The 26,061-nt window shown below is 67.9% G+C and carries 27 protein-coding genes and 1 tRNA gene; 16 read left to right on the forward strand and 12 right to left on the reverse strand.

Going from position 1 to position 26,061, the window contains the following annotated elements; translation table 11 throughout:
* Window positions 1–11: 11 nt before the first annotated feature.
* The 6 genes from BLS34_RS06130 (at window position 12) to BLS34_RS06155 (ending at window position 5,406) form a co-directional block, all read left to right on the forward strand.
* A tRNA-Arg gene (locus tag BLS34_RS06130) sits at window positions 12–88 on the forward strand.
* 204 nt (window positions 89–292) lie between these two features.
* Window positions 293–1,543 carry a branched-chain amino acid ABC transporter substrate-binding protein gene (locus BLS34_RS06135; protein WP_028795545.1) on the forward strand — a complete coding sequence of 417 codons (1,251 nt, stop codon included), beginning with the start codon at window positions 293–295 and terminating at the stop codon, window positions 1,541–1,543.
* A gap of 101 nt (window positions 1,544–1,644) precedes the next feature.
* Window positions 1,645–2,595, forward strand: coding sequence for a branched-chain amino acid ABC transporter permease (locus BLS34_RS06140; protein ID WP_028795544.1), 951 nt, complete (start codon window positions 1,645–1,647; stop codon window positions 2,593–2,595).
* Window positions 2,592–3,941: a branched-chain amino acid ABC transporter permease gene (locus tag BLS34_RS06145; protein WP_093148957.1), complete on the forward strand. Its 1,350-nt coding sequence runs from the start codon at window positions 2,592–2,594 to the stop codon at window positions 3,939–3,941. The genes BLS34_RS06140 and BLS34_RS06145 overlap by 4 nt, the downstream gene beginning before the upstream one ends.
* Complete coding sequence (locus tag BLS34_RS06150) at window positions 3,938–4,705, forward strand: ABC transporter ATP-binding protein (protein ID WP_028795542.1); 768 nt, start codon at window positions 3,938–3,940, stop codon at window positions 4,703–4,705. Before BLS34_RS06145 ends, BLS34_RS06150 begins: the two co-directional genes overlap by 4 nt.
* Window positions 4,705–5,406 carry an ABC transporter ATP-binding protein gene (locus BLS34_RS06155; RefSeq protein WP_028795541.1) on the forward strand — a complete coding sequence of 234 codons (702 nt, stop codon included), beginning with the start codon at window positions 4,705–4,707 and terminating at the stop codon, window positions 5,404–5,406. The genes BLS34_RS06150 and BLS34_RS06155 overlap by 1 nt, the downstream gene beginning before the upstream one ends.
* Window positions 5,407–5,413: 7 nt before the next feature.
* Here the strand turns inward: BLS34_RS06155 and BLS34_RS06160 are convergent, their stop codons facing one another.
* From BLS34_RS06160 to BLS34_RS06170, 3 genes are all read right to left on the reverse strand, one after another.
* Window positions 5,414–5,725: a hypothetical protein gene (locus BLS34_RS06160; RefSeq protein WP_028795540.1), complete on the reverse strand. Its 312-nt coding sequence runs from the start codon at window positions 5,723–5,725 to the stop codon at window positions 5,414–5,416.
* Window positions 5,726–5,844: 119 nt separating this feature from the next.
* Window positions 5,845–7,287, reverse strand: coding sequence for a mannose-1-phosphate guanylyltransferase/mannose-6-phosphate isomerase (locus BLS34_RS06165; protein ID WP_245701927.1), 1,443 nt, complete (start codon window positions 7,285–7,287; stop codon window positions 5,845–5,847).
* A 4-nt stretch (window positions 7,288–7,291) separates the two neighbouring features.
* A complete protein-coding gene (locus tag BLS34_RS06170) occupies window positions 7,292–7,852 on the reverse strand; it encodes a D-glycero-alpha-D-manno-heptose-1,7-bisphosphate 7-phosphatase (RefSeq protein ID WP_093148962.1) in 561 nt (186 codons plus the stop codon).
* 162 nt (window positions 7,853–8,014) lie between these two features.
* Here BLS34_RS06170 and BLS34_RS06175 point away from each other — a divergent pair, with 162 nt between their 5' ends.
* Window positions 8,015–8,818 carry a hypothetical protein gene (locus tag BLS34_RS06175; RefSeq protein WP_093148963.1) on the forward strand — a complete coding sequence of 268 codons (804 nt, stop codon included), beginning with the start codon at window positions 8,015–8,017 and terminating at the stop codon, window positions 8,816–8,818.
* Window positions 8,819–8,824: 6 nt separating this feature from the next.
* Here the strand turns inward: BLS34_RS06175 and BLS34_RS06180 are convergent, their stop codons facing one another.
* The 6 genes from BLS34_RS06180 to pcaC form a co-directional block, all read right to left on the reverse strand.
* On the reverse strand, window positions 8,825–10,240 hold the full coding sequence (locus BLS34_RS06180; RefSeq protein WP_028795536.1) for a hypothetical protein: 1,416 nt from the start codon (window positions 10,238–10,240) through the stop codon (window positions 8,825–8,827).
* Between the two features lie 298 nt (window positions 10,241–10,538).
* Window positions 10,539–11,147, reverse strand: coding sequence for a superoxide dismutase (locus tag BLS34_RS06185; RefSeq protein WP_093148965.1), 609 nt, complete (start codon window positions 11,145–11,147; stop codon window positions 10,539–10,541).
* Window positions 11,148–11,282: 135 nt separating this feature from the next.
* Entirely contained in the window at window positions 11,283–12,188 is a 906-nt protein-coding gene (locus BLS34_RS06190) for an NAD(P)-dependent oxidoreductase (RefSeq protein WP_093148967.1), read from the reverse strand.
* On the reverse strand, window positions 12,185–13,408 hold the full coding sequence (locus BLS34_RS06195; protein ID WP_093148969.1) for a CaiB/BaiF CoA transferase family protein: 1,224 nt from the start codon (window positions 13,406–13,408) through the stop codon (window positions 12,185–12,187). Before BLS34_RS06195 ends, BLS34_RS06190 begins: the two co-directional genes overlap by 4 nt.
* A 71-nt stretch (window positions 13,409–13,479) precedes the next feature.
* Window positions 13,480–14,391, reverse strand: a complete 912-nt coding sequence (locus BLS34_RS06200; RefSeq protein WP_093148971.1) for an NAD(P)-dependent oxidoreductase — start codon at window positions 14,389–14,391, stop codon at window positions 13,480–13,482.
* Between the two features lie 51 nt (window positions 14,392–14,442).
* Window positions 14,443–14,826, reverse strand: coding sequence for a 4-carboxymuconolactone decarboxylase (gene pcaC / locus BLS34_RS06205; RefSeq protein WP_038015174.1), 384 nt, complete (start codon window positions 14,824–14,826; stop codon window positions 14,443–14,445).
* Window positions 14,827–15,054: 228 nt separating this feature from the next.
* Between pcaC and BLS34_RS06210 the strand changes: the two genes are divergently transcribed.
* The gene (locus BLS34_RS06210; protein WP_038015330.1) at window positions 15,055–15,468 is read left to right on the forward strand and encodes a dihydroneopterin aldolase; all 414 of its coding nucleotides are present in this window, start codon (window positions 15,055–15,057) and stop codon (window positions 15,466–15,468) included.
* Window positions 15,469–15,528: 60 nt separating this feature from the next.
* Window positions 15,529–16,449 (forward strand): pirin family protein, encoded by a 921-nt coding sequence (locus BLS34_RS06215; RefSeq protein ID WP_093148973.1) that lies wholly within the window; start codon window positions 15,529–15,531, stop codon window positions 16,447–16,449.
* Window positions 16,450–16,452: 3 nt separating this feature from the next.
* Here BLS34_RS06215 and BLS34_RS06220 read toward each other — a convergent pair whose 3' ends face one another.
* Window positions 16,453–17,211, reverse strand: a complete 759-nt coding sequence (locus BLS34_RS06220; RefSeq protein ID WP_093148974.1) for an SDR family NAD(P)-dependent oxidoreductase — start codon at window positions 17,209–17,211, stop codon at window positions 16,453–16,455.
* Between the two features lie 134 nt (window positions 17,212–17,345).
* Here BLS34_RS06220 and BLS34_RS06225 point away from each other — a divergent pair, with 134 nt between their 5' ends.
* The 7 genes from BLS34_RS06225 (at window position 17,346) to BLS34_RS06255 (ending at window position 23,615) form a co-directional block, all read left to right on the forward strand.
* On the forward strand, window positions 17,346–18,332 hold the full coding sequence (locus BLS34_RS06225) for an SMP-30/gluconolactonase/LRE family protein (protein WP_093148977.1): 987 nt from the start codon (window positions 17,346–17,348) through the stop codon (window positions 18,330–18,332).
* A gap of 31 nt (window positions 18,333–18,363) precedes the next feature.
* The gene (locus BLS34_RS06230) at window positions 18,364–19,302 is read left to right on the forward strand and encodes a hydroxymethylglutaryl-CoA lyase (protein ID WP_028795529.1); all 939 of its coding nucleotides are present in this window, start codon (window positions 18,364–18,366) and stop codon (window positions 19,300–19,302) included.
* A 6-nt stretch (window positions 19,303–19,308) separates the two neighbouring features.
* On the forward strand, window positions 19,309–20,490 hold the full coding sequence (locus BLS34_RS06235) for a CaiB/BaiF CoA transferase family protein (RefSeq protein WP_215906049.1): 1,182 nt from the start codon (window positions 19,309–19,311) through the stop codon (window positions 20,488–20,490).
* Window positions 20,491–20,545: 55 nt separating this feature from the next.
* Entirely contained in the window at window positions 20,546–21,070 is a 525-nt protein-coding gene (locus tag BLS34_RS06240; RefSeq protein WP_028795527.1) for a PAS domain-containing protein, read from the forward strand.
* An 83-nt stretch (window positions 21,071–21,153) separates the two neighbouring features.
* Entirely contained in the window at window positions 21,154–21,756 is a 603-nt protein-coding gene (locus tag BLS34_RS06245; RefSeq protein WP_051245003.1) for a helix-turn-helix transcriptional regulator, read from the forward strand.
* Window positions 21,757–21,839: 83 nt separating this feature from the next.
* Window positions 21,840–22,460: an HD domain-containing protein gene (locus BLS34_RS06250; protein ID WP_093148979.1), complete on the forward strand. Its 621-nt coding sequence runs from the start codon at window positions 21,840–21,842 to the stop codon at window positions 22,458–22,460.
* A 189-nt stretch (window positions 22,461–22,649) separates the two neighbouring features.
* A complete protein-coding gene (locus BLS34_RS06255; RefSeq protein WP_093148982.1) occupies window positions 22,650–23,615 on the forward strand; it encodes a dimethylarginine dimethylaminohydrolase family protein in 966 nt (321 codons plus the stop codon).
* Window positions 23,616–23,720: 105 nt separating this feature from the next.
* Here the strand turns inward: BLS34_RS06255 and BLS34_RS06260 are convergent, their stop codons facing one another.
* Together BLS34_RS06260 and BLS34_RS06265 are read right to left on the reverse strand one after the other, a co-directional pair.
* Window positions 23,721–24,716 (reverse strand): alpha/beta hydrolase, encoded by a 996-nt coding sequence (locus tag BLS34_RS06260; RefSeq protein ID WP_093148983.1) that lies wholly within the window; start codon window positions 24,714–24,716, stop codon window positions 23,721–23,723.
* A gap of 123 nt (window positions 24,717–24,839) precedes the next feature.
* A complete protein-coding gene (locus tag BLS34_RS06265) occupies window positions 24,840–26,021 on the reverse strand; it encodes a winged helix-turn-helix domain-containing protein (protein ID WP_093148985.1) in 1,182 nt (393 codons plus the stop codon).
* Window positions 26,022–26,061 lie beyond the last annotated feature (40 nt).

Genomic DNA, 26,061 nt, shown 5'->3' on the forward strand with positions numbered 1-26,061 from the left:
CCCACGAATTGGCGCCCGTAGCTCAACTGGATAGAGCACCTGACTACGGATCAGGAGGTTGGGAGTTCGAATCTTCCCGGGCGCGCCACTTATCCTCCCGGACCATTCCCAATCCGTCAGTAACGTCTGCGCGAATTAGCCGCCGCGCCGGGTCGCCCATAGCGCGAATCGAGCGCTGCCCGCTGTGCGGTCGCCGCGCTTGACCGCCCTTGTGGCACCCGCCATGCTTTCCGAAGCGGCGGATCACCGCGACCAATAAGTGGTGACCGACCCTTTCCAGAGGGAGGAATACATGACGGTTACCCGTAGGGCGGCGTTTGCCGCGACGCTCGGATTTGCTCTGGCGGTTTCCGCCGGCGCCCAGGCCGCAGACCCCATCAAGATCGCCTTCATCGACCCGCTTTCCGGACCGTTCGCCACCACCGGCGAGTCCGGCCTGCGGTCCTTCGAGTTCGCCGCTGAAACCCTGGTCAACCAGAAGGGCGGCGTGCTCGACGGCCGGATGTTCGAGATTGTACCGCTGGACAACCAGATCAGCCCGAAGGAGAGCCTGATCCAGCTCAAGCGGGCGATCAGCGACGGCATCAACTACGTGGTGCAGGGCAACTCGTCGGGCGTGGCCAACGCGCTCACCGATGCCATCGAGAAGCACAACAAGCGTAATCCCGACCAGCGCGTGCTGTTCCTGAACTACTCGGCGGTCGACCCGGCGCTGACCAACGAGAAGTGCAACTTCTGGCACTTCCGCTTCGACGCCAACGCCGACATCAAGATGGACGCGCTGACCGACGCCATCGCCGAGAACCAGGACATCAAGAAGGTCTACATCATCGGCCAGGACTACAGCTTCGGTAAGGCCGTGGCCGATGCGGCGGTGAAGATGTTGGGCGAGAAGCGTCCGGATATCGAGATCGTCGGCAACGAGCTGCACCCGATCGGCAAGGTGAAGGACTTCACCCCCTACGCCACCAAGATCAAGGCGTCGGGCGCCCAGGCGGTGATCACCGGCAACTGGGGCGCCGACATGGTCGGCCTCGGCAAGGCGATCATCGAGGCCGGCGTCGACGCGCCGATCTATACCTATTACGGCGCCCATGACGGCATCACCGCCACCTTCGGCGAACTGGGCGAGGGCATCATCCGCTCGGTGCGCGAGGGCAGCCTCAACCCGCCGACGCCGGAGTTCAAGGCGCTGAACGACGGGTTCAAGGCCAAGTACCCGGACAACGACATCAACCAGCCGCGCATCTTCAACACGGTGGCGATGCTGGCGATGGCGATCGAGAAGGCCGGCACGACCGATCCGGTGAAGGTCGCCTATGCCCTGGAAGGGATGGAGTACGACACGATCATGGGCGGCAAGGTGTGGATGCGGCCGTCCGACCACCAGGCGATCCAGGACGTCCATATCTCGGTGCACACCAATAAGGACATCGTGGTCGACGCCGATAATTCCGGCTACGGCCTGAAGGATGAGAAGACCGTCACCATGGCGGGCAAGGACAGCCCGACAAGCTGCGAGATGGAACGGCCGGACGCCTGATCCGGACGATCCGCGCGGTGCCGATCCCGCCCGCCTGGGCGCGGGCCGGCGCCGCGCATCGCCCTTGCCCTCCACGCCTTGGCCGATGACGGGACGCGTGCATGGTCGAACTTGTGATTTTTTCGCTGCTGAACGGGCTGGTCACGGGCCTGCTGCTGTTCATGCTGTCGAGCGGGCTCACGCTGATCTTCAGCATGATGGGCGTGCTCAACTTCGCCCATGCCAGCTTCTACATGCTGGGGGCCTATTTCGCCTACACGATCTCCACCTATGTGGGCTTCTGGCCCGGGCTGATCGTCGCGCCGCTGCTGGTCGGCCTCGCCGGCGCGCTGGTGGAACGCTACGGCCTGCGCCACGTGCACAGGCACGGGCACGTGGCCGAGCTGATCTTCACCTTCGGGCTGGCCTTCCTGATCGAGGAGATCGTGCAGTTCTTCTGGGGCAAGGCGACCAAGGACTATTCCGCGCCGGAGCTGCTGCAGTTTCCGTTGTTCACGCTCTACGGCCAGAACTTCCCGGCCTACAAGGCCTTCATGATCCTGATCTCGGTCGGCATCTTCATCGGCCTGTTCACGGTGCTGAGCCGCACCCGGGTCGGGCTGATCATCCAGGCGGCGATCACCCATCCGCACACCGTCTCCAATCTCGGCCATAACGTCCCGCTGGTGTTCATGGGCGTGTTCGGCGTCGGCTCGGCCCTGGCCGGGCTCGCCGGGGTGATCGCCGGGCCGGCGCTCGGCACCTTCCCGGGCATGGCCTTCGTGCTCGGCTCGATCGTGTTCGTGGTGATCGTGGTCGGCGGTCTGGGCTCGCTGCCCGGCGCCTTCGTCGCCTCGCTGCTGATCGGCTGGCTGCAGACCTTCGCCATCGCGCTCGACTGGTCGGTCAGCGACCTGCTCGACATCCTCGGCATCAGCTTCGACTCCGAGCACGTATTGCGGGACCTGTGGACCCTGTCGCTGCCCCAGGTGGCGCCGATCCTGCCCTACATCCTGCTGGTCCTGATCCTGATCTTCCGCCCGCGCGGGCTCATGGGGAAACGCGAGACATGAGCGCCACCGAGACGGGTTCCGCGGCGACCGGCAAATCCGGCGACCGGACGGGGGCCGAGCCGGCCTGGAAGCGGGTGGCCGACGACCAGATGCGCCGCGGCGCCTTCCGGCGCACCCTGCCGGTCTGGGGGGCCGCCTTCGTCGTCCTGATGATCATGCCGCTGCTGTTCTCCTCGGCGGTCGGCGTGACGATCATGAACCAGATGGGCATCTCCATCGTCTTCGCGCTCAGCTACAACATGCTGCTGGGCCAGGGCGGGATGCTGTCCTTCGGACACGCCGTCTATTTCGGGCTGGGCGGGTTCCTGTCGGTCCATGTGATGAACTACGTGGAGTACGACGGCTGGTGGCTGCCGCTGCCGCTGCTGCCCTTCGTCGGCGGGCTGTTCGGCCTCGCCTTCGCCGTCCCGATCGGCAGCTTCTCCACCCGCCGGGCGGGCACGGTCTTCGCGATGATCTCGCTCGGCGTCGGCGAGCTGGTGGCCGCGTGTTCGATCATCTTCGTCGCCTTCTTCGGCGGCGAGGAGGGGGTGAGCGGCGACCGCACCATGGGCCCGCCTGTGTTCGGTTCAGAGTTCCTGAGCGAGGTGGAGGTCTACTACCTGATCGCCGGCATCGTGCTGGTCGCGGCCCTGTTCATGTACCTGTTCTCCCGTACCCCCGCCGGCCGCATGGCCAACGCGGTACGCGACAACGAGGAGCGGGCCGAGTTCGTCGGCTACAGCCAGCGCTATGTCCGCTTCGTCTCGTTCTGTGCGTCGGGCTTCTTCGCCGGCATGGCGGGCGGCCTGTTCGCCATCAACTACGAGATCCTGACCGAGGAGAACCTGAACCTGGTGACCTCTGGCTGGGTGCTGCTGATGGCCTTCATCGGCGGCGTCGGCTTCTTCGTCGGGCCGATCGTCGGCGCCATCGTGCTGACCCTGCTGCAGACCGTGCTGTCCAACCACACCGAGCTCTGGCAGCTCTATGTCGGCATCCTGTTCGTGCTAACCGTGATGTACGCGCCGCGCGGCCTGACCGGTCTGGTGGCCATGCACGGGCCGGCGCTCAGGACCGGGCGGCTGGGCATTCTTGCGCGCGCCTATGGTGCGGCCGTCGTGCCGCTGCTCGCCTTCCTCGCCGGGGTCGTGCTGCTGCTGGAGATGGGGAACGTCGCCAATCAGAGCGTCGTCGGCGAGAGCGAGGCCCATGTCTTCGGCCTGACTCTGGACGTGAGCACGGTCGCACCCTGGCTCGTCGCCCTAGCTCTGGCGGCGGGCGGCGGCTACGCCCTGGTCCGCCTGGCACCGCGCCTACGCGACGCCTTCGCCCGGGCGACCGGCCAGGCGGGAGCGGCGTCATGACCGCCGCGCTGCAGATGCAGGGGGTTCGCAAGAGCTTCGGCCCCACGGAGATCATCCGCGGCATCGACCTGGAGATCCCGACCGGCGAGCGACATGCGATCATCGGGCCGAACGGGGCCGGCAAGTCGACGCTGTTCCACCTGATCAGCGGCAAGTATTCCAAGACGGCCGGCCGCATCCTGCTGAACGGGACCGAGGTGACGGAGCTCCAGCCCTATCAGATCAACCGCATGGGTCTGAGCCGGTCGTTCCAGATCACCAATATCTTCCCGCGGCTCAGCGTGTTCGAGAACGTGCGCTGCGGCCTGCTCTGGTCGATGGGGTACCGCAACAGTTTCTGGCGCCTGGTCGATACCGAGCGCGCGTTGAACGAGCGGGCGGCGCAGATCCTGGACGAGATCGGCCTGCTGGAGCGCTGCGACCTGCCGGCCGGCGTGCTCGCCTATGCCGAGCAGCGGGCGCTGGAGATCGGCATCACCATCGCCGGCGGGGCGGAGGTCATCATGCTGGACGAACCCACGGCCGGGATGAGCCACAGCGAGACCGAGGGCGTGGTCGAGCTGATCCGCCGGGTCACCCAGGGCCGTACCCTGGTCATGGTCGAGCACGACATGGGCGTGGTCTTCAACCTGGCCGACCGGATCTCGGTGCTGGTCTATGGCGAGATCATCGCCACCGGCACGCCGGAGGAGGTGCGCGCCAGCAAGGCCGTGCAGGAGGCCTATCTCGGTGCGGTGGATGCCGGGGAAGGGGAGGCACACTGATGCTCCAGGTCACCGACCTGCACGCCTATTACGGTAAGAGCCACATTCTGCGGGGCGTCAGCTTCGACGTCGGCGAGGGTGAGATCGTCAGCCTGCTCGGGCGCAACGGGGTGGGCCGCAGCACCACCTGCAAGGCGATCATGGGCGAGGTGCCGCCGGTCGGCTCGATCCGCCTGCGCGGCCAGGAGATCGCCGGGCTGAAGCCGCATCAGGTCGCCCATCTCGGCATCGGCTACGTGCCGGAGAACCGGGACATCTTCCCGACCCTCACCGTGCGTCAGAACCTGATCCTCGGCATGAAGTCGGCCAAGCCGAAGCCGGGCGACCGCTGGTCGATGGACGACATGTTCGAGCTGTTCTCCAACCTGAAGGAACGCGCCGACGTGGTGGCGGGCGCGCTGTCCGGCGGCGAGCAGCAGATGCTCACCATGTGCCGCACGCTGATGGGCGACCCGGACCTGGTCATGGTCGACGAACCGACCGAGGGGCTGAGCCCGCTGATGGTGGAGAAGGTCGCCGTGCTGCTGGAGGAGATCGCCCGGCGCGGCATTTCCATTCTGCTGGTCGAGCAGAAGCTGACCATCGCGCTGAAGATCTCCCAGCGCCTCCTGGTGATGGGCCATGGCCATCTGGTCTTCGAGGGGACACCGGCGGCGTTCGCCGCCGACGATCAGGTGCGCCGGGAATGGCTGGAAGTCTGAGGTTCGGTCAGTCGCTCTTGGCCTGCCGGATTTCCGTGACGTAGCCGGCCTGGATCGCCTGATAATAGGTGGCCGCGCACAGGGCGGTCACCGCATTCTCGCCGCGCTTCAGCGCGCTGCGGAGATCCGCCAGCGCCGCCCGCTGGTTGGCCGCGCCGAACATCGAGCGGCTCGACGGGTCGCGGCCGATGCGGTCGGCCAGGCCGCCGCCATAGCAGTAGTGAATCACCGCCTCGTAATAGCCCGGACCGCGGTCGGCGGCGCTGACCGCATGGCTGATGAGGAGGAGGCAGAGGACAAGAACCGGGAGGCGATGCATGGCGGGGGGCGGGGATCAAAAGGTCGGGCGAATCACCCGAGCAGTGTTCCACGGTTAGATTTATTTTTTAATAAAATTTCTCTGATCTTTGAATTGTATTTAACGGGCGCCTGGATCCGCTATCGTGGCGATCCGCTGCGGCCGTAGACGTCGTCCAGCCGCACGATGTCCTCTTCCGACAGCATGTCGCCGGACTGCACCTCCACGATCGCCACCGGCACGTCGGTCGCGTTCTCCAGCCGGTGGACCCAGCCCAGCGGGATGTCGATCGACTGGTGCGCGGACAGGTCCACCACGTCGAGCGCGTCGGCCGAGGGGCCGAGGGTGACCCGGGCCCGGCCCTCGATCACCACCCAGTGCTCGGCCCGGTGGGCATGGGTCTGCAGCGACAGCCGGCCGCCCGGATTGATGCGGATCTGCTTCACCAGGAAGCCGTCGCCCATATCCAGGTTCCGGTACGACCCCCAGGGACGGTGCACCATGGCGTGGCCGTCGACCTGCCCGTAGCCTTCCGCGCGCAGCCGGTCGACGACGGTGCGGATCTCCTGAACCCGGTCGCCATCGGCGACGAGCACCGCGTCCTCGGTCGCGACCACGACGGTGTTGCGCAGGCCGAGGGTGGCGATCAGCGGACCGTGGGAGATGGCGACGGTCCCATGGCTGTCCAGTTGGCTGACGGGGCCGGCGGCGGCATTGCCGTCGGCGTCGCGGCCGAGCGCGTCGGCCAGGGCGTCGAACGAGCCGATATCGCTCCATCCCGGATCGCAGGCCACCACCGACGCGGTCTCGGTGCGCTCCATGATCGCCACGTCGATCGAGACCGACCGCATGCCCTCGTAGGCCTCGGCGCCGAGGCGCAGGAAGTCCAGATCGGACCGAGCGCCGGCAAGGGCGGCGCGGCAACCGTCCAGCAGGTCCGGGGTGAAGCGGGCCGCCTCGCGCGTCAGCGTGGCGGCGGAAGCGAGGAAATTTCCCGAGTTCCAGAGGTATCGCCCATCGGCCAGGTAGGTGCCGGCGGTCGCGACGTCCGGCTTCTCCACGAACCGGGACACCGGACGGACGTCGCGATCCGCCGCCCCGCCGGCCAGGATATAGCCGTAGGAGGTCTCCGGCCGGCTCGGGGAGATGCCGAAGGTCACGATCCGCCCGCCCCGCGCCGCCGGCAGGGCGGTGGCGACGGCGTCGCGGAACGCCTGGGGCCGGGTCATGGCGTGGTCGGCGGCGAGCAGCAGAAGAACCGCGTCGGCATCGCCGGCCAGCAGGTGCAGGGCCGCGGCGAGGGCGGCCGGCGCGGACCCGCGGGCGGCCGGCTCCAGCAGGATCGCCGCCGGCTCGATCCCGACCGCCCGCAGCTGCTCGGCGACGATGAACCGGTGCTCGGTGTTGGCGACCACCAGGGGCGGGGCGAACGTCGCCGGGTCGCAGACCCGCAGCGCGGTGGTCTGCAGCAGCGAGTGGTCGCCCTGCAGCGTCAGGAACTGTTTGGGATAGGCGGTGCGGGACAGCGGCCAGAGCCGGGTGCCGGCCCCGCCGGACAGCAGGACGGGATGGATCGTCGTCACCGCGTCACTCCTGGGCTCGGGTGCGCGGACGGGCGCGCAGAATGGCGGCGGTGAACGCGTCCAGGTCGCCGGCCTCGAACAGATAGCCGTCGATCCCGGCGGCCGCGGCCGCATCCATGTCGCTCTGCCGGTCGCCGATCATGAACGAGCCGGCCCGGTCCACCGGCCAGGCCGCCATCAGGTCGAGCAGCATGCCCGGGGCCGGCTTGCGCCAGGATGCCTTGTCGGCGAAGCGCTCGGCCTGATGATCCGGATGGAAGGGACAGTAGCGCCAGTCGTCGACACGGGCGCCCTGCCGCAGCAGCGCCTCGCCCATCCAGCGGTGCAGGCTCTCCACCGCGTCGGTGTCGTACAGCCCGCGGGCGATCCCCGACTGGTTGGTGACCACGAAGACCCGGAACCCGGCGGCGTTCAGCCGGGCCACCGCCGCCGGCGCGCCGACGACCCAGACGATCTGGTCCGGGCGGTGGGCGAAGCCGGCATCCACATTCAGCACACCGTCGCGATCGAGAAAGACGGCAGGGCGCGGCTCGGTCTCCGGCACGGGCGGGGACAGGCGGGGCATTCGGGGCGTCCGATTCGTTTCGACGGAGCCTCTATAGGCCGTCCGGCCCCGGGAGGCGACTCGCGAAAGCCCCCCGAGTCGTATGAAGGTCGGTCAACGTGTACACGCTATTGGCGTATGGATCGTCTCTTAACTCGGGCTATCAGGGATGGGAGTCGAGCCATGATCACAATACCCTACAAGAACCGACTGCTGACGAACGTCGGATCTCTGGTCGTGCCGGAGAAGGACCTGTTCGCGGAGTATTTCCTGCGGCTGAACGCGCAGCTCAACCAGTACGGGCTGCAGATTGCGGTCGATGACGACATGAGCGGCTTCGATCAGGTCTGCCGCGAGACCGGCAAGTTCATGCCGAACGCCTTCAACCCCGCCGCCGTGCCGTTCCCCCGCGGGGCGGCACTGTGGATGAGCGTGCACGACGCGACGTCGGAGCGGATCGCCACCTTCGCGATCCGCCTGTTCGACCTCGGGCAGCGCACGCTGGGCGACTGGCTGTCGACGCTGTCGTTCTTCTACAACACGCCGGCCCGCGACATGGCGAGCGGCGAGCGCTTCGTGCTCAGCGAGGAGGCGGACTCCTATGCCAATGCGGTACGGCGCAACTGCACCTATATCGGCGGGCTGTGGCTGGCACCGGCCTGGCGCGGCCGCACGGTGCTGGCGGAGGTACTGACGACGGCGGGCTGTGCCCTGGCGCTGGCCAAGTGGGACGCGGCCCCGATGGTGTCGATCGCCGAGGACGAGGTCTATGCCAAGAACGCCTCGAAGTACCGCTTCAACGAGGCTCATTCCGGCGTGCGCTGGCTGCGCCCCCACAAGCCGGAGCGTAGCCGCATGTGGCTGCTGGGCCGGACGCGCGACGCCGTGGTCGCCGATGTGACGCAGTTCGTCGAGCGGCCGGACGCGCATCCGCTGGTGGCGGCCCCGACCGGCGTGCCGGCACGGGAGGTGCGGGCCGGAGGCTGATCGTCCTCAGATCGGGGCGGCGTGTTCCAGCTCGCAGGTCGACAGCAGCGCGCTGACGCGCTCGCCACCCTCGCCGGCACCGAACAGCGGCACGGTCAGGCGCGACCACTGGACCATCTGGAGGCCGTCGCTGGCGGCCACCACGCCGTTGCAGCGGTGCAGTACCGGCTCACGCCGACGCTGGACCGACCGCAGGTCGCGCTGGACGCAGAGGCCGAGCCCGCGGTCGGGCACGTCGATCAGGCGGGAGCCTTCCATGGCCCGGTGGACCCGGTCGTCCCAGACCTGTACCCCGCCGGGCGCGTAGCGGGCGATCCGCAGATCCTCGTTCGCGTCGATCACCAGGAGCTTGGTGCGGGTCTGGAACAGGCCCAGCCGTTCCAGGTCGCGCAGCATCCCCTCGCCGGTCCCGGCAGCGGCCTTTTCCTCCTGCCAGCGCGTGAGAATGACGGAGAAGGGGTGGGTCGCGGCCCAGGCCTGGCTGGAGGCGAGAATCTGGTGGATCGGCGCCTCGATGCTGTCGACCAGGGTGAGCGGCTCGTCATTGGCGGCGATGCGGCAGATCGCCCGCAGTCGGTCGATGAGCTGGACAGGGTGGCCCTTCTCGCGCACCCAGGCCATGCCGTTCCACCAGGCGAAGGTGAGTTCGCCGGCCATCGGCGCCCAGACCTCGCACAGGGCGACGAGCTGGTTCAGCGCCTCCCGGCGGATCGCCACCGGGTCGAGCGCCACCACCTCCGGGACCGACGAGCGGAAGGACGTGCCGTGCAGGCTCCACTTGCGCTTAATGCCGACCCAGCCCAGCGAGCGCAGGGCGAAGCTGACCATCTCCGGGGTCGACTCGACCAGGCGGCGGTCCTTGAGGCAGTCGGCGGTGTTGACGGGCGCCAGCCACTCCGCCATGGCGAGGCTGCGGGCGAACCGCTCCTCGTCGACATGGCCGTGATCGTCCAGATCCTGCCGCAGCGGCGAGGCGAGCGGATAGCGCAGGGTGTCGGAGAGTTCGTAGGGCTGGGGCATGGGGAACGCCTCCGCCCCCCAGACCGACTGATCCTCGCCGATATCGTCCCGGCGCTGGCTCATCATCGTATCCAGGTAGCGGCAGGCGCTCTCTGCCTCCAGAAAGGCGATGTCGACCGGCTCGGCGTCGCGGTCGACCAGCACCAGTTCGATCAAGGTGCTCGGGGCTTCCTCGGCAAGATGCAGCGGCAGCGCCTGCAGCGCCTCGGCGCAGGCGGTGCTGGGATTGAGGCGCACGACCGTGCGGTCGGACTGGATCCCGACATCCACCCAGCCGAAATGGTGCAGCATGGTGAACAGCATCGCCGCTTCGCCACCCGCTCCGTCGGAATGGCGGTCCTCGCGACCTGCCTGGGTCAGCCAGAACCCCCTGCCGACGCCGTTTCCGTCGTCTTCCCCCATGCCCAATCGCCCCTGGACAAAATTTAGCAGCACAAAAACTGTCGCATGCCCACGTCAACGCAAACAAGCCCGATTCGCGCGAGGGGATGCTGATTTGTCAATGGTTGAATAGTGGTGGGGCATACTAGAGGGGCCGTTGTAATAAACTACGGCGATGCTGCCCGAAAAGAGCAAGGTCGGCGCCAAAGGGTTACTTTCGGCGCCGACCTTGTGTCAATTGTCGACAGTTTGCTGGTCTCTCAGTCACCCTTTGCGATTAGATCGAAAAGGGTGATGAAAGCAGAGTTGATCGGGCCGATCAGGACGCCTGACCGAAGATCTCGGCGACGCGCTCCCAGTTGACCAGATCGTTCACGAACGCCTTCACGTAGTCCGGACGGGCGTTGCGGTAGTCGATGTAGTAGGAGTGCTCCCAGACGTCGCAGCCGAGCAATGCGGTGCCTTCGCCGGTGGCGAGCGGGTTCACACCGTTCGGGGTCTTGGTGACGGCGAGCTTGCCGTCCTTACCGAGGATCAGCCAGCACCAGCCGGAGCCGAACTGGCCGACGCCGGCCTGCACGAACTCGTCCTTCATTTTGTCGACGCTGCCGAAGTCGGAGACGATCTTCTTCTCCAGCTCGCCCGGAATGGACCCGCCGCCATTCGGCTTCATCCATTTCCAGAACTCGACGTGGTTCCAGTGCTGTGCGGCGTTGTTGAACAGGCCGCCGCCCTTGCCGCCATCATAGGAGGCCTTGACGATTTCCTCGAGCGACTTGCCCTCAAGGCCGCTGCCCTCGAGCAGCTTGTTGCCGTTGGTGACGTAGGCGTTGTGGTGCTTGTCATGGTGGTACTCCAAGGTCTCCTTGGACATGACCGGCGCCAGGGCGTCATGGGCATAGGGAAGATCGGGAAGTTCGAAGGCCATGGGTTGCTCTCCTCGTGTGAAACTCTCGACCGGCAGGCGTGCTGCCCGCCGGGGCCGGTGCGCGGGATGTAAACGAGTGCGGGGCCGCGTCGTTCCCGGCCGCACGTCACCATGTAATAGCAAGAGATTTCTTGTCTAGAGGGAAGCGGGTTTCGTCGCCTTCTCCGCCACCGCTTCCAGGAACTCCTCCAGGGTCTCCGGGTCGCGGCCGGCGAAGCGTTCGCGCAGGCCGAGATCGGCGACCCACATCTGCCGGTCGCGGGTGCCCAGCGCCGTGGACGGCTCCAGCCCGAGGTCGCGCAGGGTGTCGGCGACGCTGTCCATCTCGATCGCCCGGCGCTTTCCGTGCAGCGCCATGCGGCCCATATGGAAGGTCGCCACCTGGCGCCAGTCGAGGCCGGGGAAGGTGGACTGGATGGAGGCCAGCACCCGGTCGGCCACGCCGGCCCGGTCAGCGGCCACCAGGCTCTCGCACAGGATCGCCTCGATGCCCTTCATAAAGACCGAGCGGGCCATCTTGATGGTCGAGGCTTGGCCGATCTCCGTGCCCACCACTTCCACATTCATGCCGAGGCTCGTCATGGTCTCCGCGACGGCTTCCGCCGCCTCGCCGGCCAGCAGCATCGGCACCACATGACCGCGCCCCAGTACGGTGTCCATCACCGCCACGTCGACATAGCGGCAGGCGGAATTGCTCTCCACCGCCTTGGCCGCCTTCACCTTCTTGCCGGGCGAGCAGGAGTTCAGGTCGAGATAGAGCTGGCCCTGGCGCAGATGCGGGGCGGCACTCTCCGCCGCTTCCAGGGCGCGCTCGGAGGTCACCGTCGACAGGATCAGGTCGGCCTCGGCCACGGCTTCCGCCGGGGTGTCGCAGGCGGTGGCGCCGAAGCTCTCGGCCTTGGCCCGCCACGCGTCGCGGGTCGCCGGGTCGGCCGCCAGGATGTCGTAGGTGGCGACGGACTTCGCCCCGGCGCCGAGCAGGCCCCGGGCGAGTTCCGGGCCGGCCTCGCCGAAGCCGATGAACGCGAGCTTCACGCTCATCCGACCGCTCCCGCCTTGCGCAGGGCCGCGATCTGCTCGCTGCCGTAGCCGAGCTCCGCCAGCAGCCCGTCGGTATCGCCGCCGAGCTCCGGACCCGGACGCTTCGGCGGCGCGGAGCCGGAATTGCGGATCGGATGGGCGACCATGCGGAAAGCCTCCTCAAGTCCCAGTTCGGCCCCGTTGGGCGGCGGCGGGAAGGCGTGGATGCCGTCGCGCTCGGCGACGAAGGGATTGTCCATGGCGTCGGCGATGTCGAGGATCGGCGAGGCGGGGACGGTGCCGCCGAACTCCACCATCCATTCCGCCGTGGTCTTCGCGCTCAGCGCCTCGTCCAGAATCTCCTGGATGGCGGGGCGTTCGGCCAGACGGTCCTTGAAGGTGGCGAAGCGCGGATCGGTCGCCAGCTCCGGGCGTCCGATCTTCCGGCACAGCGCCGGCCAGAACTTCTCCTTGTTGCACATCAGATAGATCCAGCCGTCCCCGGTCTTGTAGGTCTGACACGGGGTCAGGGACGGATGGGCCGAGCGCGGCAGCCGGTCCTGCACATGGCCGGCGTTCAGGTACCAGGTGGAGAGATAGGTCACCGTGTGCAGCGCCAGGTCGAACAGGCTGACATCGACGTCGCGGCCCTCGCCGGAAGCGCGCGCCTGCAAGATCGCCGAGCTGACGCCGAAGGCCATGGTGACACCGGTCATCAGGTCGACCACCGACAGGCCGAACCGGCTCGGCGGCGAACCGGGCTCGCCGGTGACCGAGAACCAGCCGGCTTCGGCCTGCATCAGGTAGTCGTAACCCGGCCAGGTCTTGCGCGATCCGTCGCGGCCATAGGCCGAGAGGTGGCCGCAGACGATTCTCGGGTTCACGTCCTTCAGGCTAGCGTAGTCGAGACCGAGCTTCTCCGGCACGTCGCCGCGCAGGTTGTTGGTCACGGCGTCGGCGGTGGCGGCCAGTTCCCGGAAGATCCGCCGCCCCTCGTCGCTGCGCAGGTCGAGGGCGACGCTGCGCTTGTTCAGGTTGAACGAGTGGAAGAACTGGCTCTGCCGGCCCTCGTCGTCGAAGAAATACGGACCGACGCCGCGCGCCATGTCGCCGCCGTCGGCCGGGTTCTCGATCTTGATGACCTCGGCGCCCTGGTTGGCGAGATACATGGTGCCGAACGGTCCGGCACCATACTGCTCGACCGCCAGGATGCGGACACCCTCCAGCGGCTGGCCTGCCATGGCCTCCTCCTCTCGTTCGTTTCCTCCGCCCGCCGCCCCTTTTGCTCAGAGACGTTCCCGGGCCGCGTGGCTCAGGCCTTCGGACCCTTCAGCTTGATCGCGTTGGCCTTTTCCAGGACCTCGATCGTCGCCTCGTGGTTCGCGGTCGGCATGACCTCCTTGTAGCCGGCCCAGATCTCGTTCAGCGAGGCGAGCAGCGGCGCGAACATGTCCTGGTCGCCGGCGAGCCCGGCGGCGATGCCCACGTCCTTGGCCATCAGCGCGGTGGCGAAGCCGGAATTGTAGGTCCGCGGCAGCACCGACTGGTGATACTTGCGCTCGGTCGAGGAGTTGCGGCCGGTCGAGACGTTCAGGATGTCGACCATGGCGGACGGCTCGAGGCCGAACTTCTGGCCGATCAGCAGCGCCTCGTTCGCGGCGGTCAGGCCGACGGCGGAGAGATAGTTGTTCAGGCACTTCATCGCGTGGCCGGCGCCGAGCGGGCCGCAGCGGAAGATGTTCTTCCCCGTCGCCTCGAAGGTCGGCATGACCTTAGCGAGCGCATCCTCGTCGGAGCAGCCGACCATGATCGACAGGGTGGCCTTGTCGGCGCCCGTCACGCCGCCGGAGACCGGCGCGTCGATCAGGGTGATGCCCTTGGCCGCCAGCTCGTCGCCCAGCGCCCGGGTGCCCATCGGCGCCGAGGAGCTCATGTCGACCACGATCTTGCCCTCGGCGAACCCGGCGGCGAGGTTGTCGCCGTCGCCGAAGCAGATGCGGCGGACGACCTTGCCGTCGGGAACGATGGTGACGATGACGTCCGACATCTCCGACAGGGCGGCGAGGCTGGAGGCCCGCTTGGCGTCGAACTCGTCGGCGAAACGGCCCAGCTTGTCCTGGTCCAGGTCGAAGACGGCGATATCGACGCCGGCCTTCTTAGCATTGCGGGCCATCGGCCAACCCATGTTGCCGATGCCGATCCACCCGACGGTGATGTCGGACATGTCAGTAACTCCGTGATGTAGGGTTCCAGGTGCGGGGCAGGGCGGTGGGGATCAGTCGATCCCCATCTCCTTGAAGACCTCGCGGGCGTTGCGGAAGGCGTCGATCGCCGCCGGCACGCCGCAGTAGATGGCGGTCTGCAGGAAGACTTCCTTGATGTCGTCCTTGGTCAGCCCGTTGTTGATGGCGCCGCGGATGTGCAGACGCAGCTCGTGGCTGCGGCCGAGTGCGACCAGCATGCCGAGATTCAGCATCGAGCGCTGCTGCCGGCTCAGGCCCGGACGGCCCCAGACCTCGCCCCAGCAGTATTCGGTGACCAGTTCCTGCATCGGCATGTTGAAGTCGTCGGCGGCCGCGATCGACTTGTCGACATACTCGGCACCGAGAACCTCGCGCCGGTTCTTCAGACCGGCCTCGAACATGGCCTTGTCGCTCATGATTTTTCCTCCGATTTGTATACAAGATTGGCGCAGACCCTAGACCCGACGGACCTCCGCGCCAAGATAGGAAGGTGACGAGACGGGTTTCGCTCCCTCGATGGCGGGTTTGGGACGACAAAACCCCATCCTTGCGTCTAGGGTGCGCACCGCTCGACGACGCGCAACCCCGTAATTTTCCGGGTGCGAGAACTGGCTGAGAAGAGGACGATGGCGCCCGAGGGACCGATGACCTTCACGATCGAAGAACCGCGCGCGGCCGACACCACCGAGGTGGTCGACGCCCTTTATACCGTGCGGATCAACGCCCTGGTGGTGGATTTCCAGATCGGCATCCATGCCCACGAACAGGGCGTGCGCCAGCGCGTGCGGGTCGACATCGCCGTCGATGTGACGCGCCCCGAGGGCGGCTTCCGTGAGGACTACGCCCGGGTCTATTGCTACGAGCGCATCGTCAAGGCGGTCCGCGCCCTGGCCGGCGGCGGCCATGTGAAGCTGGTGGAGACCCTGGCCGACCGGGTTGCCGAGATCTGCCTGGCCGACGAGCGCGCGCAGCGGGCGGAGGTCACGATTTCCAAGCTCGACGTGTTCCACGACGCCGAAAGCGTCGGCGTGACCGTGGTGCGCCGCCGGGTCGGGTAGGCAACACTCCCCACCGGCCTCGATTTGGCTTACCCTGCGGATGTCAACAGGGGGGTGGCCATGAGCACATTGCAGGAACTCGATCCCGACTGCTACGCCGACGGAAACCCGAACGCCGTGGATGTGGTGATCGTGCCGCGCGCCCGGGACATCGGCGGCTTCGAGGTGCGCCGGGCGCTGCCCTCGACCAAACGGCAGATGATCGGGCCGTTCATCTTCTGGGACCAGATGGGGCCGGCCTCGATGCCGGTCGGCGAGGGGATCAACGTCCGCCCGCACCCGCATATCGGCCTCGCCACTCTGACCTTTCTGTTCGACGGCGAGATCCATCATCGCGACAGCCTCGGCACGACCCAGCCGATCCGGCCGGGCGAGGTCAACCTGATGACCGCCGGCAAGGGCATCGTGCATTCCGAGCGGATGGACGATGCGGTGAAGGCCATGGGGCCGCACCTGTTCGGCATCCAGTCCTGGATCGCCCTGCCGAAGGCCAGCGAGGAGGTGGCGCCCGCCTTCGAACACCGCGACCAGACGGCGCTGCCGACCCTGGAGGCGGAGGGCAAGGCGGTGCGGATCATCGCCGGCTCCCTGTGGGGCGCGACTTCGCCGGTCACCACCTTCTCCGAAATGATATACGCCGACGTCGCGCTGGAGACCGGTGCGCGTCTGCCGATCCCGGCCGAGCACGAGGAGCGGGCGATCTACGTCTCCGAAGGGACCGTGGTCATCAACGGCGACCGGTTCGAGTGCGGCCAGCTCCTGGTCCTGCATCCGGGCGACCCGGTCACCGTCGAGGCGGCGAGCCGGGCCCGCATCCAGGTGCTGGGCGGCGAGCCGATGGACGGCCCGCGCTTCATCTGGTGGAACTTCGTGCACTCGTCGAAGGACCGGATCGAGTCCGCCAAGGCGGACTGGAAGGCCGGCAAGTTCGACATCGTCCCCGGCGACGAGGAGGAGTTCATCCCGCTGCCGGAGAAGTGACGCTCAGCCGACCCGAACCATCGCGCCGTCGACCGGGATCGCCGCGCCGCTGATGTAGCGGGCGAGCGGCGAGGCGAGGAACACCATCAGCACCGCCAGGTCCTCGGGCTCGCCGAAATAGCCGGCCGGGATGAACCGGTCGATGAAGGCCTGCCGGCTCTCCTCGGTCGGGTGCAGGCGGTTGTCGATCTGCTCGGAATGGATCCGTCCCGGCGCGATTGTGTTCACGGTGATCCCGAACGGCGCCAGCTCCAGCGACATCGTGCGCGACCAGGACTGCAGCGCCGCCTTGGCCGGCATGGCGGCGTTCATCGAGTGGCCGACCATGGCGCCGGTCACGTTGACGATGCGGCCCCAGCGGCGCTCCTTCATCCCCGGCACGATCGCCGCCGACAGCCGCCGCGCCGCCTCGAAGTTCAGCTTGAACGACGCCTCCCAGAACGCCTCGTCCCAGGGGTCCTCCATGGGCCGCGAGCCGCCGGCGTTGTTGATCAGGATGTCGATCGTGCCGCCGGCCGCCTCCAGGGCGCGCTCGGCTATCGCGGCGCAGCCCTCCACGCTGTCCAGGTCTCCGGTCACGGCCACCGGGGCCGGGCCGCCGGCCGCGACCGCCTCGTCGATCACCGCCTGCAGGGCGGCCTCCCGCCGGCCATGGATGATCACCCTGGCGCCTTCGCGGGCCATCAGCAGGGCGGCGGAGCGGCCGATGCCGGCCGACGCGCCCGAGATCAGCGCAGTCTTGTCGGAGAGAAGCAGGTCCATCTGTACGTCCTTACGTCCGGTGAGGTCCGCATGATGCCAGGGCCGCCCCAGGCCGCAAGGTGCCGAGGCGGCATGAGGCCGATGCATCTGGCCGTCTTTTCGCCCGGCGGGCGTGGCGCTACAGTCCCGTCGTCATGGATTATGTCATTACCCCCGATGCCGTCTCGTTCTTCGGCCGCGGTCTGCGGCGGCCGGAATGTGTCGCCTGTACCGAAGCCGGAGCGATCTGGGTCAGCCACGCGCTGCCGCAGGGCGGCGGCGGAGTCGTCCGGCTGGACGCCGACGGCACGCCCCATCCCATCGTCGCCGGCGAGGGCGCGCCCGCCGACTTCATGCCCAACGGCTGGTCGATGGCGCCGGACGGCTCGTTTCTGATCGCCAGTCTCGGCGACAGCGGCGGGGCGTGGCGGCTGTTCCCGGACGGGACGTGCACGCCGCTTCTGCTGCAGGTCGACGGCTATCCGGTGCCGCCGGTGAACTTCGTCCATCTGGACGAGGCAGGCCGGGTCTGGATTTCGATCAGCACCTGCCGGATACCGCGCGACCGGGCGATGCACCGCGAGGTGGCGGACGGCTTCGTCATCCTGATGGATGCGATCGACCGGCCGGACACCGCCCGCATCGTCGCCGACGGCCTGGGCTATACGAACGAGGTGAAGGTCGACCCCTCCGGCCGCTGGCTCTATGCCAACGAGACCATGGCCCGGCGGCTGTCCCGTTTCGAGCTGAAGGGCGACGGGCTGGGTAGCAGACAGACCGTGGTCGACTATATCGACGGGGTGATCCCCGATGGGTTCGAGTTCGACGCAGACGGCGGCGTGTGGTGCGCCAGCGTGATGAGCAACCGGCTGGTGCGCGTCGGCCCGGATGGCAGCCAGCACGTGATCCTGGAGGATTGCGATCCGGCGGAGATCGCCCCGGCCATGGCGCGGTGGCGCGACGGGGGCTTCACCCGCGACGACCTGATGATCGGCGCGAAGCGGCCGCTCAGGAACATCGCCAGCATCACGTTCGGCGGGCCGGACCTGAAGACGGTGTATTGCGGCTCGCTGGCGGGCGACGGGCTGGTGACCTTCCGCTCCCCGGTCGCCGGTGCGGTGCCGCCGCATTGGATGTTTTGAACAAACCGGCTGAATAAACGGAGGAAACGAGATGACCCAGGTGCGTAAGGTCGAGGTGACGGATGTCGGCCCGCGCGACGGCCTGCAGGCCGAGAAGCGGCTGATCCCGGCGGCCGAGAAGATCGCGCTGATCAACCGGCTGATCGATGCCGGCGTGCCGCGGATCGAGGCGACCTCCTTCGTGTCGCCCAAGGCGGTGCCGCAGCTCGCCGATGCCGCCGAGGTGATGGCCGGGATCGACCGCAGCAAGGGCGCGATCATCGCCACCCTGGTCCCGAACGGCCGCGGCGCCATCCGCGCCGCCGAATGCGGGGTCGACGAGATGGTGGTCTTCGTCTCCGCGTCGGAAAGCCACAACAAGAAGAACGTGAACCGCTCGGTCGAGGAGTCCCTGAAGGGCTTCGAGGAGGTCGCGAAGATCGCCGGCGACGCCAAGATCCCGGTGCACGGCGCCATCGCCACCGCCTTCGGCTGCCCGTTCGAGGGCAACGTGGCGCCGGAGCGGCTGGCGATGATCGCCAAGCGGTTCCAGGACATGGGCTTCGTCGGCATGACCTTCGGCGACACCACCGGCATGGCGACCCCGCCGACGGTGCGCGCCGGCGTGGCGGCAGTGCGGGAGGCCGCGCCGAAGCTGACCATGGGCCTGCATTTCCACAACACCCGCGGCATCGGACTCGCCAATGTCATGGTCGGGCTGGACGAGGGCATCGACAAGTACGAGAGCTCGTTCGGCGGTACCGGCGGCTGTCCCTTCGCGCCGGGCGCCACGGGCAATATCTGCACCGAGGACCTGGTCTATCTGCTGCACGAGATGGGCATCGAGACCGGCATCGACCTGCGCAAGCTGATGGCGATCGGCTGCGACGTGGAGACGGTGGTGGGCCACCCGCTGCCGGGGCAGGTGATGAAGGCCGGGCAGCGGCTCGACCTGCATGACATGGACGCCGTGCGTACCGCGGAAGGGTGAGCATTCGTGACGGACAGTGACATTACGGGCGCCCCGGCCGGGGCGCTCGACGGGATCCGCGTCGTCGATCTCACCCGCATCCTGGCCGGGCCGTTCTGCACCCTGCTGCTCGCCGATATGGGCGCCGACGTGATCAAGGTGGAGCCGCCGGCCGGCGATCCGGTGCGCGGCCAGGGCGCCATGGTCGAGGGCTACAGCTGGTACTTCGCCCAGTTCAACCGCAACAAGAAGTCGGTCGTCCTCGACCTCTACACCGACGAGGGCAAGGCCGACCTGACCCGGCTGCTTGAGACCGCCGACGTGGTGGTGGAGAACTACCGCCCCGGCGTCTTCGCCAAGATGGGCTTCTCGGCCGAGCGGCTGGCGGAGATCAATCCGCGGCTGATCTGCGCCAGCGTCAACGGCTACGGCTCTTCCGGCCCCTATGTCGACCGTCCGGCCTTCGACTTCATCGCCCAGGCGATGAGCGGCTTCATGGCGGTGAACGGCGACCCGGACGGCCCGCCGAGCCGCGCCGCGCCGCCGATCTCCGACCTGATCGCCGGGCTGTACTGCGCCTTCGGCGTGGTCTCGGCCCTGCAGGCGCGGCACACGACCGGCCGCGGCCAGCAGGTGGAGAGCAGCCTGACCGGGGGACTGATCTCGATGATGGCCTATCTCTCCGCCGAATACTTCGCCACCGGCGCCAACCCGACCCGCACCGGCAACAACCATCCGATCGTCGCCCCCTACGGCCTGTTCCAGGCGGCGGACGGCGAGATCGCGGTCGCGCCCTCCAACGACACCTTCGTGGAGCGGTTCCTGCGGGTGCTCGGCCTGGAGGGGCTGCTGCGGGAGCCGGATTTCGCCGACAACGCGAAGCGCATGGCCAACCGGGACGCCCTGAACGCCCGGATCAACGCGGTGACCCGGGAGAAGCCGGTGGATCACTGGATCGATGCCATCAACAAGGCGGGCTGCCCCGCCGGCCGGGTCATGGGACTGGACGAGGTGTTCACCGACCCGCAGGTGCTGGCCCAGGAGATGGTGATCCAGTCCGAGCGCGAGGGACGCACACCGATCAGGATGACCGGATTCCCGGTCAAACTCTCCCAGACGCCGGCCGCCCTGCGCCAGCCGCCACCCGAACTGGGTGAACACACCGAGCAAATTATAACCTTTGTGAGAAATGCCACAAAGTCGCATTGACGCTAGGGAATTCTGTCCGCACGATCTTCCCACGCTCGTCATTTCGGGACCGCAGATGGCCCTCACCGACCCTGTTTTCACCTATCCGGACCTCGACACCAGCTCGGTCGAGTACGCGCCGGATTTCAGCACGGCCGGGGTCCGTTCGTGGTTGCGCGCCGGCAAGATGCGCGACGTCCTCGACTTCTGGAACGACATCCGCCAGTTCCGGCGCTGTCCGGAGCTGGCGGATGTCGATTTCGCCTCGGTGCCGGAGCTGGCGAACTGGATGATCCTGCTGGAGCGGCCGGTGCCGGGCGGCGACTGCCTGTTCCGCACCGTCGGCAAGAAGATCATCGAGCTGTCGCATCTGGACGTCACCGGCCAGCCGCTGATGGCGCTGCCGGACCCGGAATACCGCCGGATGTTCCAGGCGAACTGCGACGCGGTCACCCGCGCCGCCATGCCGCTCGCCTCGCGCTACCGCCGCATGCTGAAGGGCGCGAGCTTCGACTTCGAACGGCTAGACCTGCCGCTGATGCTGGAAAGCGGCCGGATCGGCGGTGTCCTCGTCGGCATGCACGCGGCCGGCGCCGACTGATACGGCGGCCATGGCCGCCCGGCTTGCGCAATCATCCCTGATCCCCGACCATGGCCGCGGTTTCCGGATCGGTGGATATTCCCATGAATTTCGGTCCCGTCTTGCGCCGCATCCGCGCGGTGCGTCGGCTCAAGCAGCAAGCCGTCGCCGACCTGGTCGGCGTGACCCAGGCGACCGTGTCGCGCTGGGAGAACGGCGATCTGGCGCCGAGCGGCGATCAGCGCCGCCGGCTGCTGCGGCTGCTGCACAGTTCGGCCACGCTCGGCTCCGACCATGGCCTGCGCCGGCTGGTGGAGACCTCGCCGCTGCGGGTTCATCTGGTCTGCGACATCACCCACCGCCTGCTCGCCGCATCGCCGGCGCGGGAGGCGGAGTGGCACTCGGACGCCCGCACCTGGGAAGGACGCTCGCTCTATCGCTTCGCCACCGAGGAGATCCGCGCCGCCGAAGCCAGGCTGGATGACTGCGGCTGGTTCGAGGGCCGGGTTCCGGGCGCCTATTTCTGGACCGGGGCGAGCGAGCCGGGGACGGCCATCAGCATCCAGCAGGGTTATTGCCTGTGGGAGCGGCTCACGCTGAACGACGGCAGCCCGGTGCGCATGGCGACCACCCTGGGCCCCGACGCGGTGTCGGCGAGCGTGCTGAACAGCTTCGTGGATCTGCGCGGCCCGGCTTCGCCCGTGTGATGCGGCCGCATAACTTATGCGTGGAGCCCCCTGCGCGCGGCCGGTAGCGTCTCCCGGACCCGAAGCGCACGCGGAGGTCCACCATGCGGAACCAGGCCCGCACCATCCTCGATTTTCTTAGCTTCAGTGAGCGGATCAAGCGCGAGCTGCGCCATTCCTGGCTGTCCGACGGCCGGCGGGAGAGCGTGGCCGAGCATTCCTGGCAGATGGCGCTGATGGCAATCCTGGTGGCCCCGCATCTGCGCCGTCCGGTGGACCTGCTGCGGGTCCTGGAGATGATCGTCGTCCACGACCTGACCGAGGCGGTGATCGGCGACATCCCGGCCTTCGAGGTCAGCCCCCGCCAGGACGCCAAGCGTCGGCGCGAGGCCGAGGCGGCGCTGCGCATCCGCGACAGCCTGGACGCCGATACCGGCGGCCACGTCTACGCCCTGTTCCTGGAACTGGAGACCGGCGGCACGTCGGAGGCGAAGCTGGTTCACGCGCTCGACCGGCTGGAGGTGCAGGTCCAGCACAACCTGGCGGCGGACGAGACCTGGGAGCCGGTGGAATACCCGATGGTGTTCAACAGGCTGTCGCAGCCTTGCCGTCACGACCCGTTCCTCGCCGCCCTGGCGGAACTGGTGGAGGCGGACGGCGCCGCCAAGATGGCGGCGGCCGGCATCGACGTGGCGGCGGTGAGGCGGGCGGCCGAGGCCGCCTGACGGCGGGAAGAGGGCTCCGTCTTCGACCCACCACCTGACCCTATCCATCCTCCCCCTTTCCCGTCATCCTGGGGGTCGCCGGGATGACGGACGAAGGGAAGGGCGCGTTAGGGCCTGCGCATTTCGCCCCTTTGACTTTCGCCGGCCGCCCGACAATTCTCGCGCTCCAACGCGATCGGAGAAGCACCCGTGGACAAGACCGGCAACACCTTCAATTCGGCGGCCTATGGCGGACCCGGCTGGCAGGGGCGCACGCGCACCCACCGCGAGGAGATCGGCGATCTCTGGACCGCCAGCGGCATCGACAGCGAATACGCCACCCTGCGCTCGGTCCTGCTGCACCGCCCCGGCGGCGAGCTGGCGGCGGCCCTGGAAGACCCGAACTCGGTGCAGATGCTGGAGGCGCTCGACCTGGGCCGCGCCGGCGAACAGCACGACGCCATGGCCGAGGCCTACCGCGCCAACGGCGTCGACGCCCAGTATGTCGACCCGGCCGGCCAGCCGACCCCTAACCAGATGTTCTGCGCCGACCTGTTCGTGATGTCGCCGGAAGGCGCGATCCTGGCGCGTCCGGCCTCCACGGTGCGGGCCGGCGAGGAGCGCTGGGTCGCCCGGCGCTTGGCCGATGCCGGCGTGCCGATCCTGCGCACCATGACCGGTAATGCGGTGTTCGAGGGTGCCGACCTGATGTGGCTCGATCCCGAGACGGTGATGGTCGGCCTCGGCCTGCGCACCAACGAGGACGCCGCCGCCCAGATCGCGTCTTCCATGGAGGAGATCGGGGTCGAGACCCTGGCCGTCGACATGCCCTACGGCACCATGCATTTCATGGGCATGCTGCGGATCGTCGACCGCGATCTCGCCATCTGCTGGCCGCGCCGCACGCCGTTCTCCACGGTGCGGGCGCTGGAGGAGCGGGGCTACGAGATCCTCTGGCTGCCGACCTCCGAGCCGGACAGCGTGCTGAACCGGGCGCTGAACATCGTCACCCTCGGCCCGCGCAAGATCCTGATGCTGGCCGGCTACGACGCGGTGCAGAAGGCCTACGAGAAGGCCGGCATCGAGTGCGTCACCATCGACGGCTCCGAACTGGTCAAGGCGGCGGGCGCCATCGGCTGCCTGACCGGCGTGGTCCGGCGCGATCTGGTGGGGTAGCGGCAGTACGCTCCCAGAATCGCCGCCCCCCATCTTTCACTCCCCGGATTTTTTCCGGGGAGTAGGGGAGGGGAGGGGAGCGTGTGGTGTATGCACCCGAGCCCCTCACACGGTCAGGATCAGCGTGCGGTCCGGCCCCGCCGGAACGCGGCCGCCTTCGATCGTTACCGCCATATGCTCGAAGGCGACGCCGGGCGTGCCTTCGGTCACGCCGTTCGTGCGGAAGAAGTAGCTGTGCCCCTTGGGGCGGTCGTACAGGTTGTTGAAGTCGTCGCAATCGATCGCGTAGACGTTGCTCGGGACCTTGGCCATGTCCTCCGGTCCGGTATGGCCGAGCCGACGTGAGATCGTCTTGTTGCCGGGCGTGTTGGCGATCTTGCTGGCGGACATCGCCAGGTCGTCATTGGCGAAATAGACGATCACGTTGCGGGCGGTCTGGGTGATCCGGTGACCCGACCAGCCCGGCTCCAGCGATTGGTTGTCGACGTCCGCGGCGAACATGAAGATGTTCTTGAAGATCGCCGGCATCCCGCCTTCATAGGTGGTCCAGCGGTCCAGGGTGAAGCGCAGGACCCGATTGCCCATCGAGTGGGCAAGGATATTGATCGGCCGATAGCAGGCGTTGTCGCCGCCCCGGTTCGCGCGCCACTCCAGGAACTTCCCGAGCACACGGGCGAAGCCGAAGCCGCTCTTGTCGGCGGCGTCCTGGTCGTCCCAGTAATCCTTCATGATCCCGAAATCCTCGTCGCAGGGCCACAGGAGCAGGATGACCTCCACCGATTTCGCGTTCGGATCGTTGGCGAAGCGCGCGTCCATGAGCTTCTGCAACTCGGCCGCCCGGGCGAAAGCCGACTCCGCGGTGGTGCTGAAACCATGCAGGTAGAGCAGGATTTCCTGCTCGATCGACCCCTGGGTGCGTTTGAAGAAGGCCTGGCTGCCGATCTCGTGCAGCACGCCGTCGTCGTCGCGACGCAGGAAATAGACGGAGCTGCCGGGGTCCCGGTCCCGGGGGTGCAGTTCGAAGATGCGCTCGGGCCGGCTGGGCGTGGGCGCCCATTTGTCGGGCCCGCCCTTGCGGGCATAGTTGGTGATCACAAGCATGGCGCTTCCCCCGTCACGATGGCTGCGAGAACGATATCGCAACCAATCAGGGTGTTCTGTGGCGATCTCCACACGGCCGGTATCGGCGGACTCACCCGCCGCAGGGCCGCCGCCAGGGGCGCGCTACCGCACCACCCGCTCCATCCCGGTGAACACCCGCCAACGCTCGATCTCGGCATCGATCTTGGCGTCGCGCGCCTTCGACGCCCGCACGCCCGGCTCCATCCACATTCCCCGCACCTCAAGCTCGCCGCGGTTGCGATGGGTCTTCAGTTCGATGCGGCCGACCAGGCGGTCGCGTTCCAGCATCGGCAGCACGTAGTAGCCGTAGACCCGCTTGGCCGCCGGTACGAAGGCCTCGAAGCGATAGTCGAAGCCGAAGATCCGCTGGGTGCGCTCGCGCTCGCGGATCATCGGGTCGAACGGCGACAGGAACCGCACCCGCGCCGGCGGTTCCGGCGCCTGGCGGGCCAGATCCAGCACGTCCGGCCGTGCCCAGACCGGCCGCACAGAGCCGTCCGCCTGCTCGATATCGATCCGGCGCAGGGTGTTGTCGCTGACGCATTCGCACCAGGCCTGGGCCTCGGCGGGGGAGATCGAGTCGAAGAACCGGGCCACCTCGCCATGGCTGGCGACCGCCAGCCGGGAGATCGCCTCGCGCCCCGCCCAGTCGATGAAGGCGGCGTGGTCCGGCTCCGGCTCGTGATGTTCCGGCGGAATGACCCGGTACGACAGGTCGTAGACCTTGGCGAAGCCCTTGCGGCCGGCGACCGCGAACTCGCCGGAGCGCCAGAGATATTCCAGCGCGGTCTTCGACGGCGTCCAGCCCCACCACGCCCCACGCTCCTCGGTGTCGTCGGGGGTGACGTCGCGCGAGGTCACCCGGCCCTCGGCCTCGACCCGGCGGCGCATCTCGTCCAGCACCTCGTCTCGCCGGCCGGCGAAGCGCTGGTCCCAGTGCGGCGCGCGGTCCATCCGCGCCTTGTAGCGGGCGAAGCGCGGCTTCCAGTAGGGATAGAACCGGGTCGGGATGATCGACGCGTCGTGGGTCCAGTGCTCGAACAGCGAGCTCCGTTTCTCCAGCAGGTGCTTCAGGTGGGACTTCTTGTAGCCGTTGGCCCGGGTGAACAGGATGTGGTGGTGCGCCTGTTCCAGGGTGGAAATGGTGTCGACCTGCACGAATCCGAGCCGGTCGATCAGCGCGTCCAGCCCGTCGCGGGTGAGCGCGCCGCCGGGCGACTCGGACAGGGCGTGCTGATGCAGGAACAGACGGCGCAGCTCGGTATTGGAGAGACGGTCGGTCATGGCGTCGTCCGGGGCCCTGGGTCTATGCTGGGGAAAAGCC

The sequence above is a fragment of the Thalassobaculum litoreum DSM 18839 genome (assembly GCF_900102465.1).
Lineage (GTDB): Bacteria > Pseudomonadota > Alphaproteobacteria > Thalassobaculales > Thalassobaculaceae > Thalassobaculum > Thalassobaculum litoreum.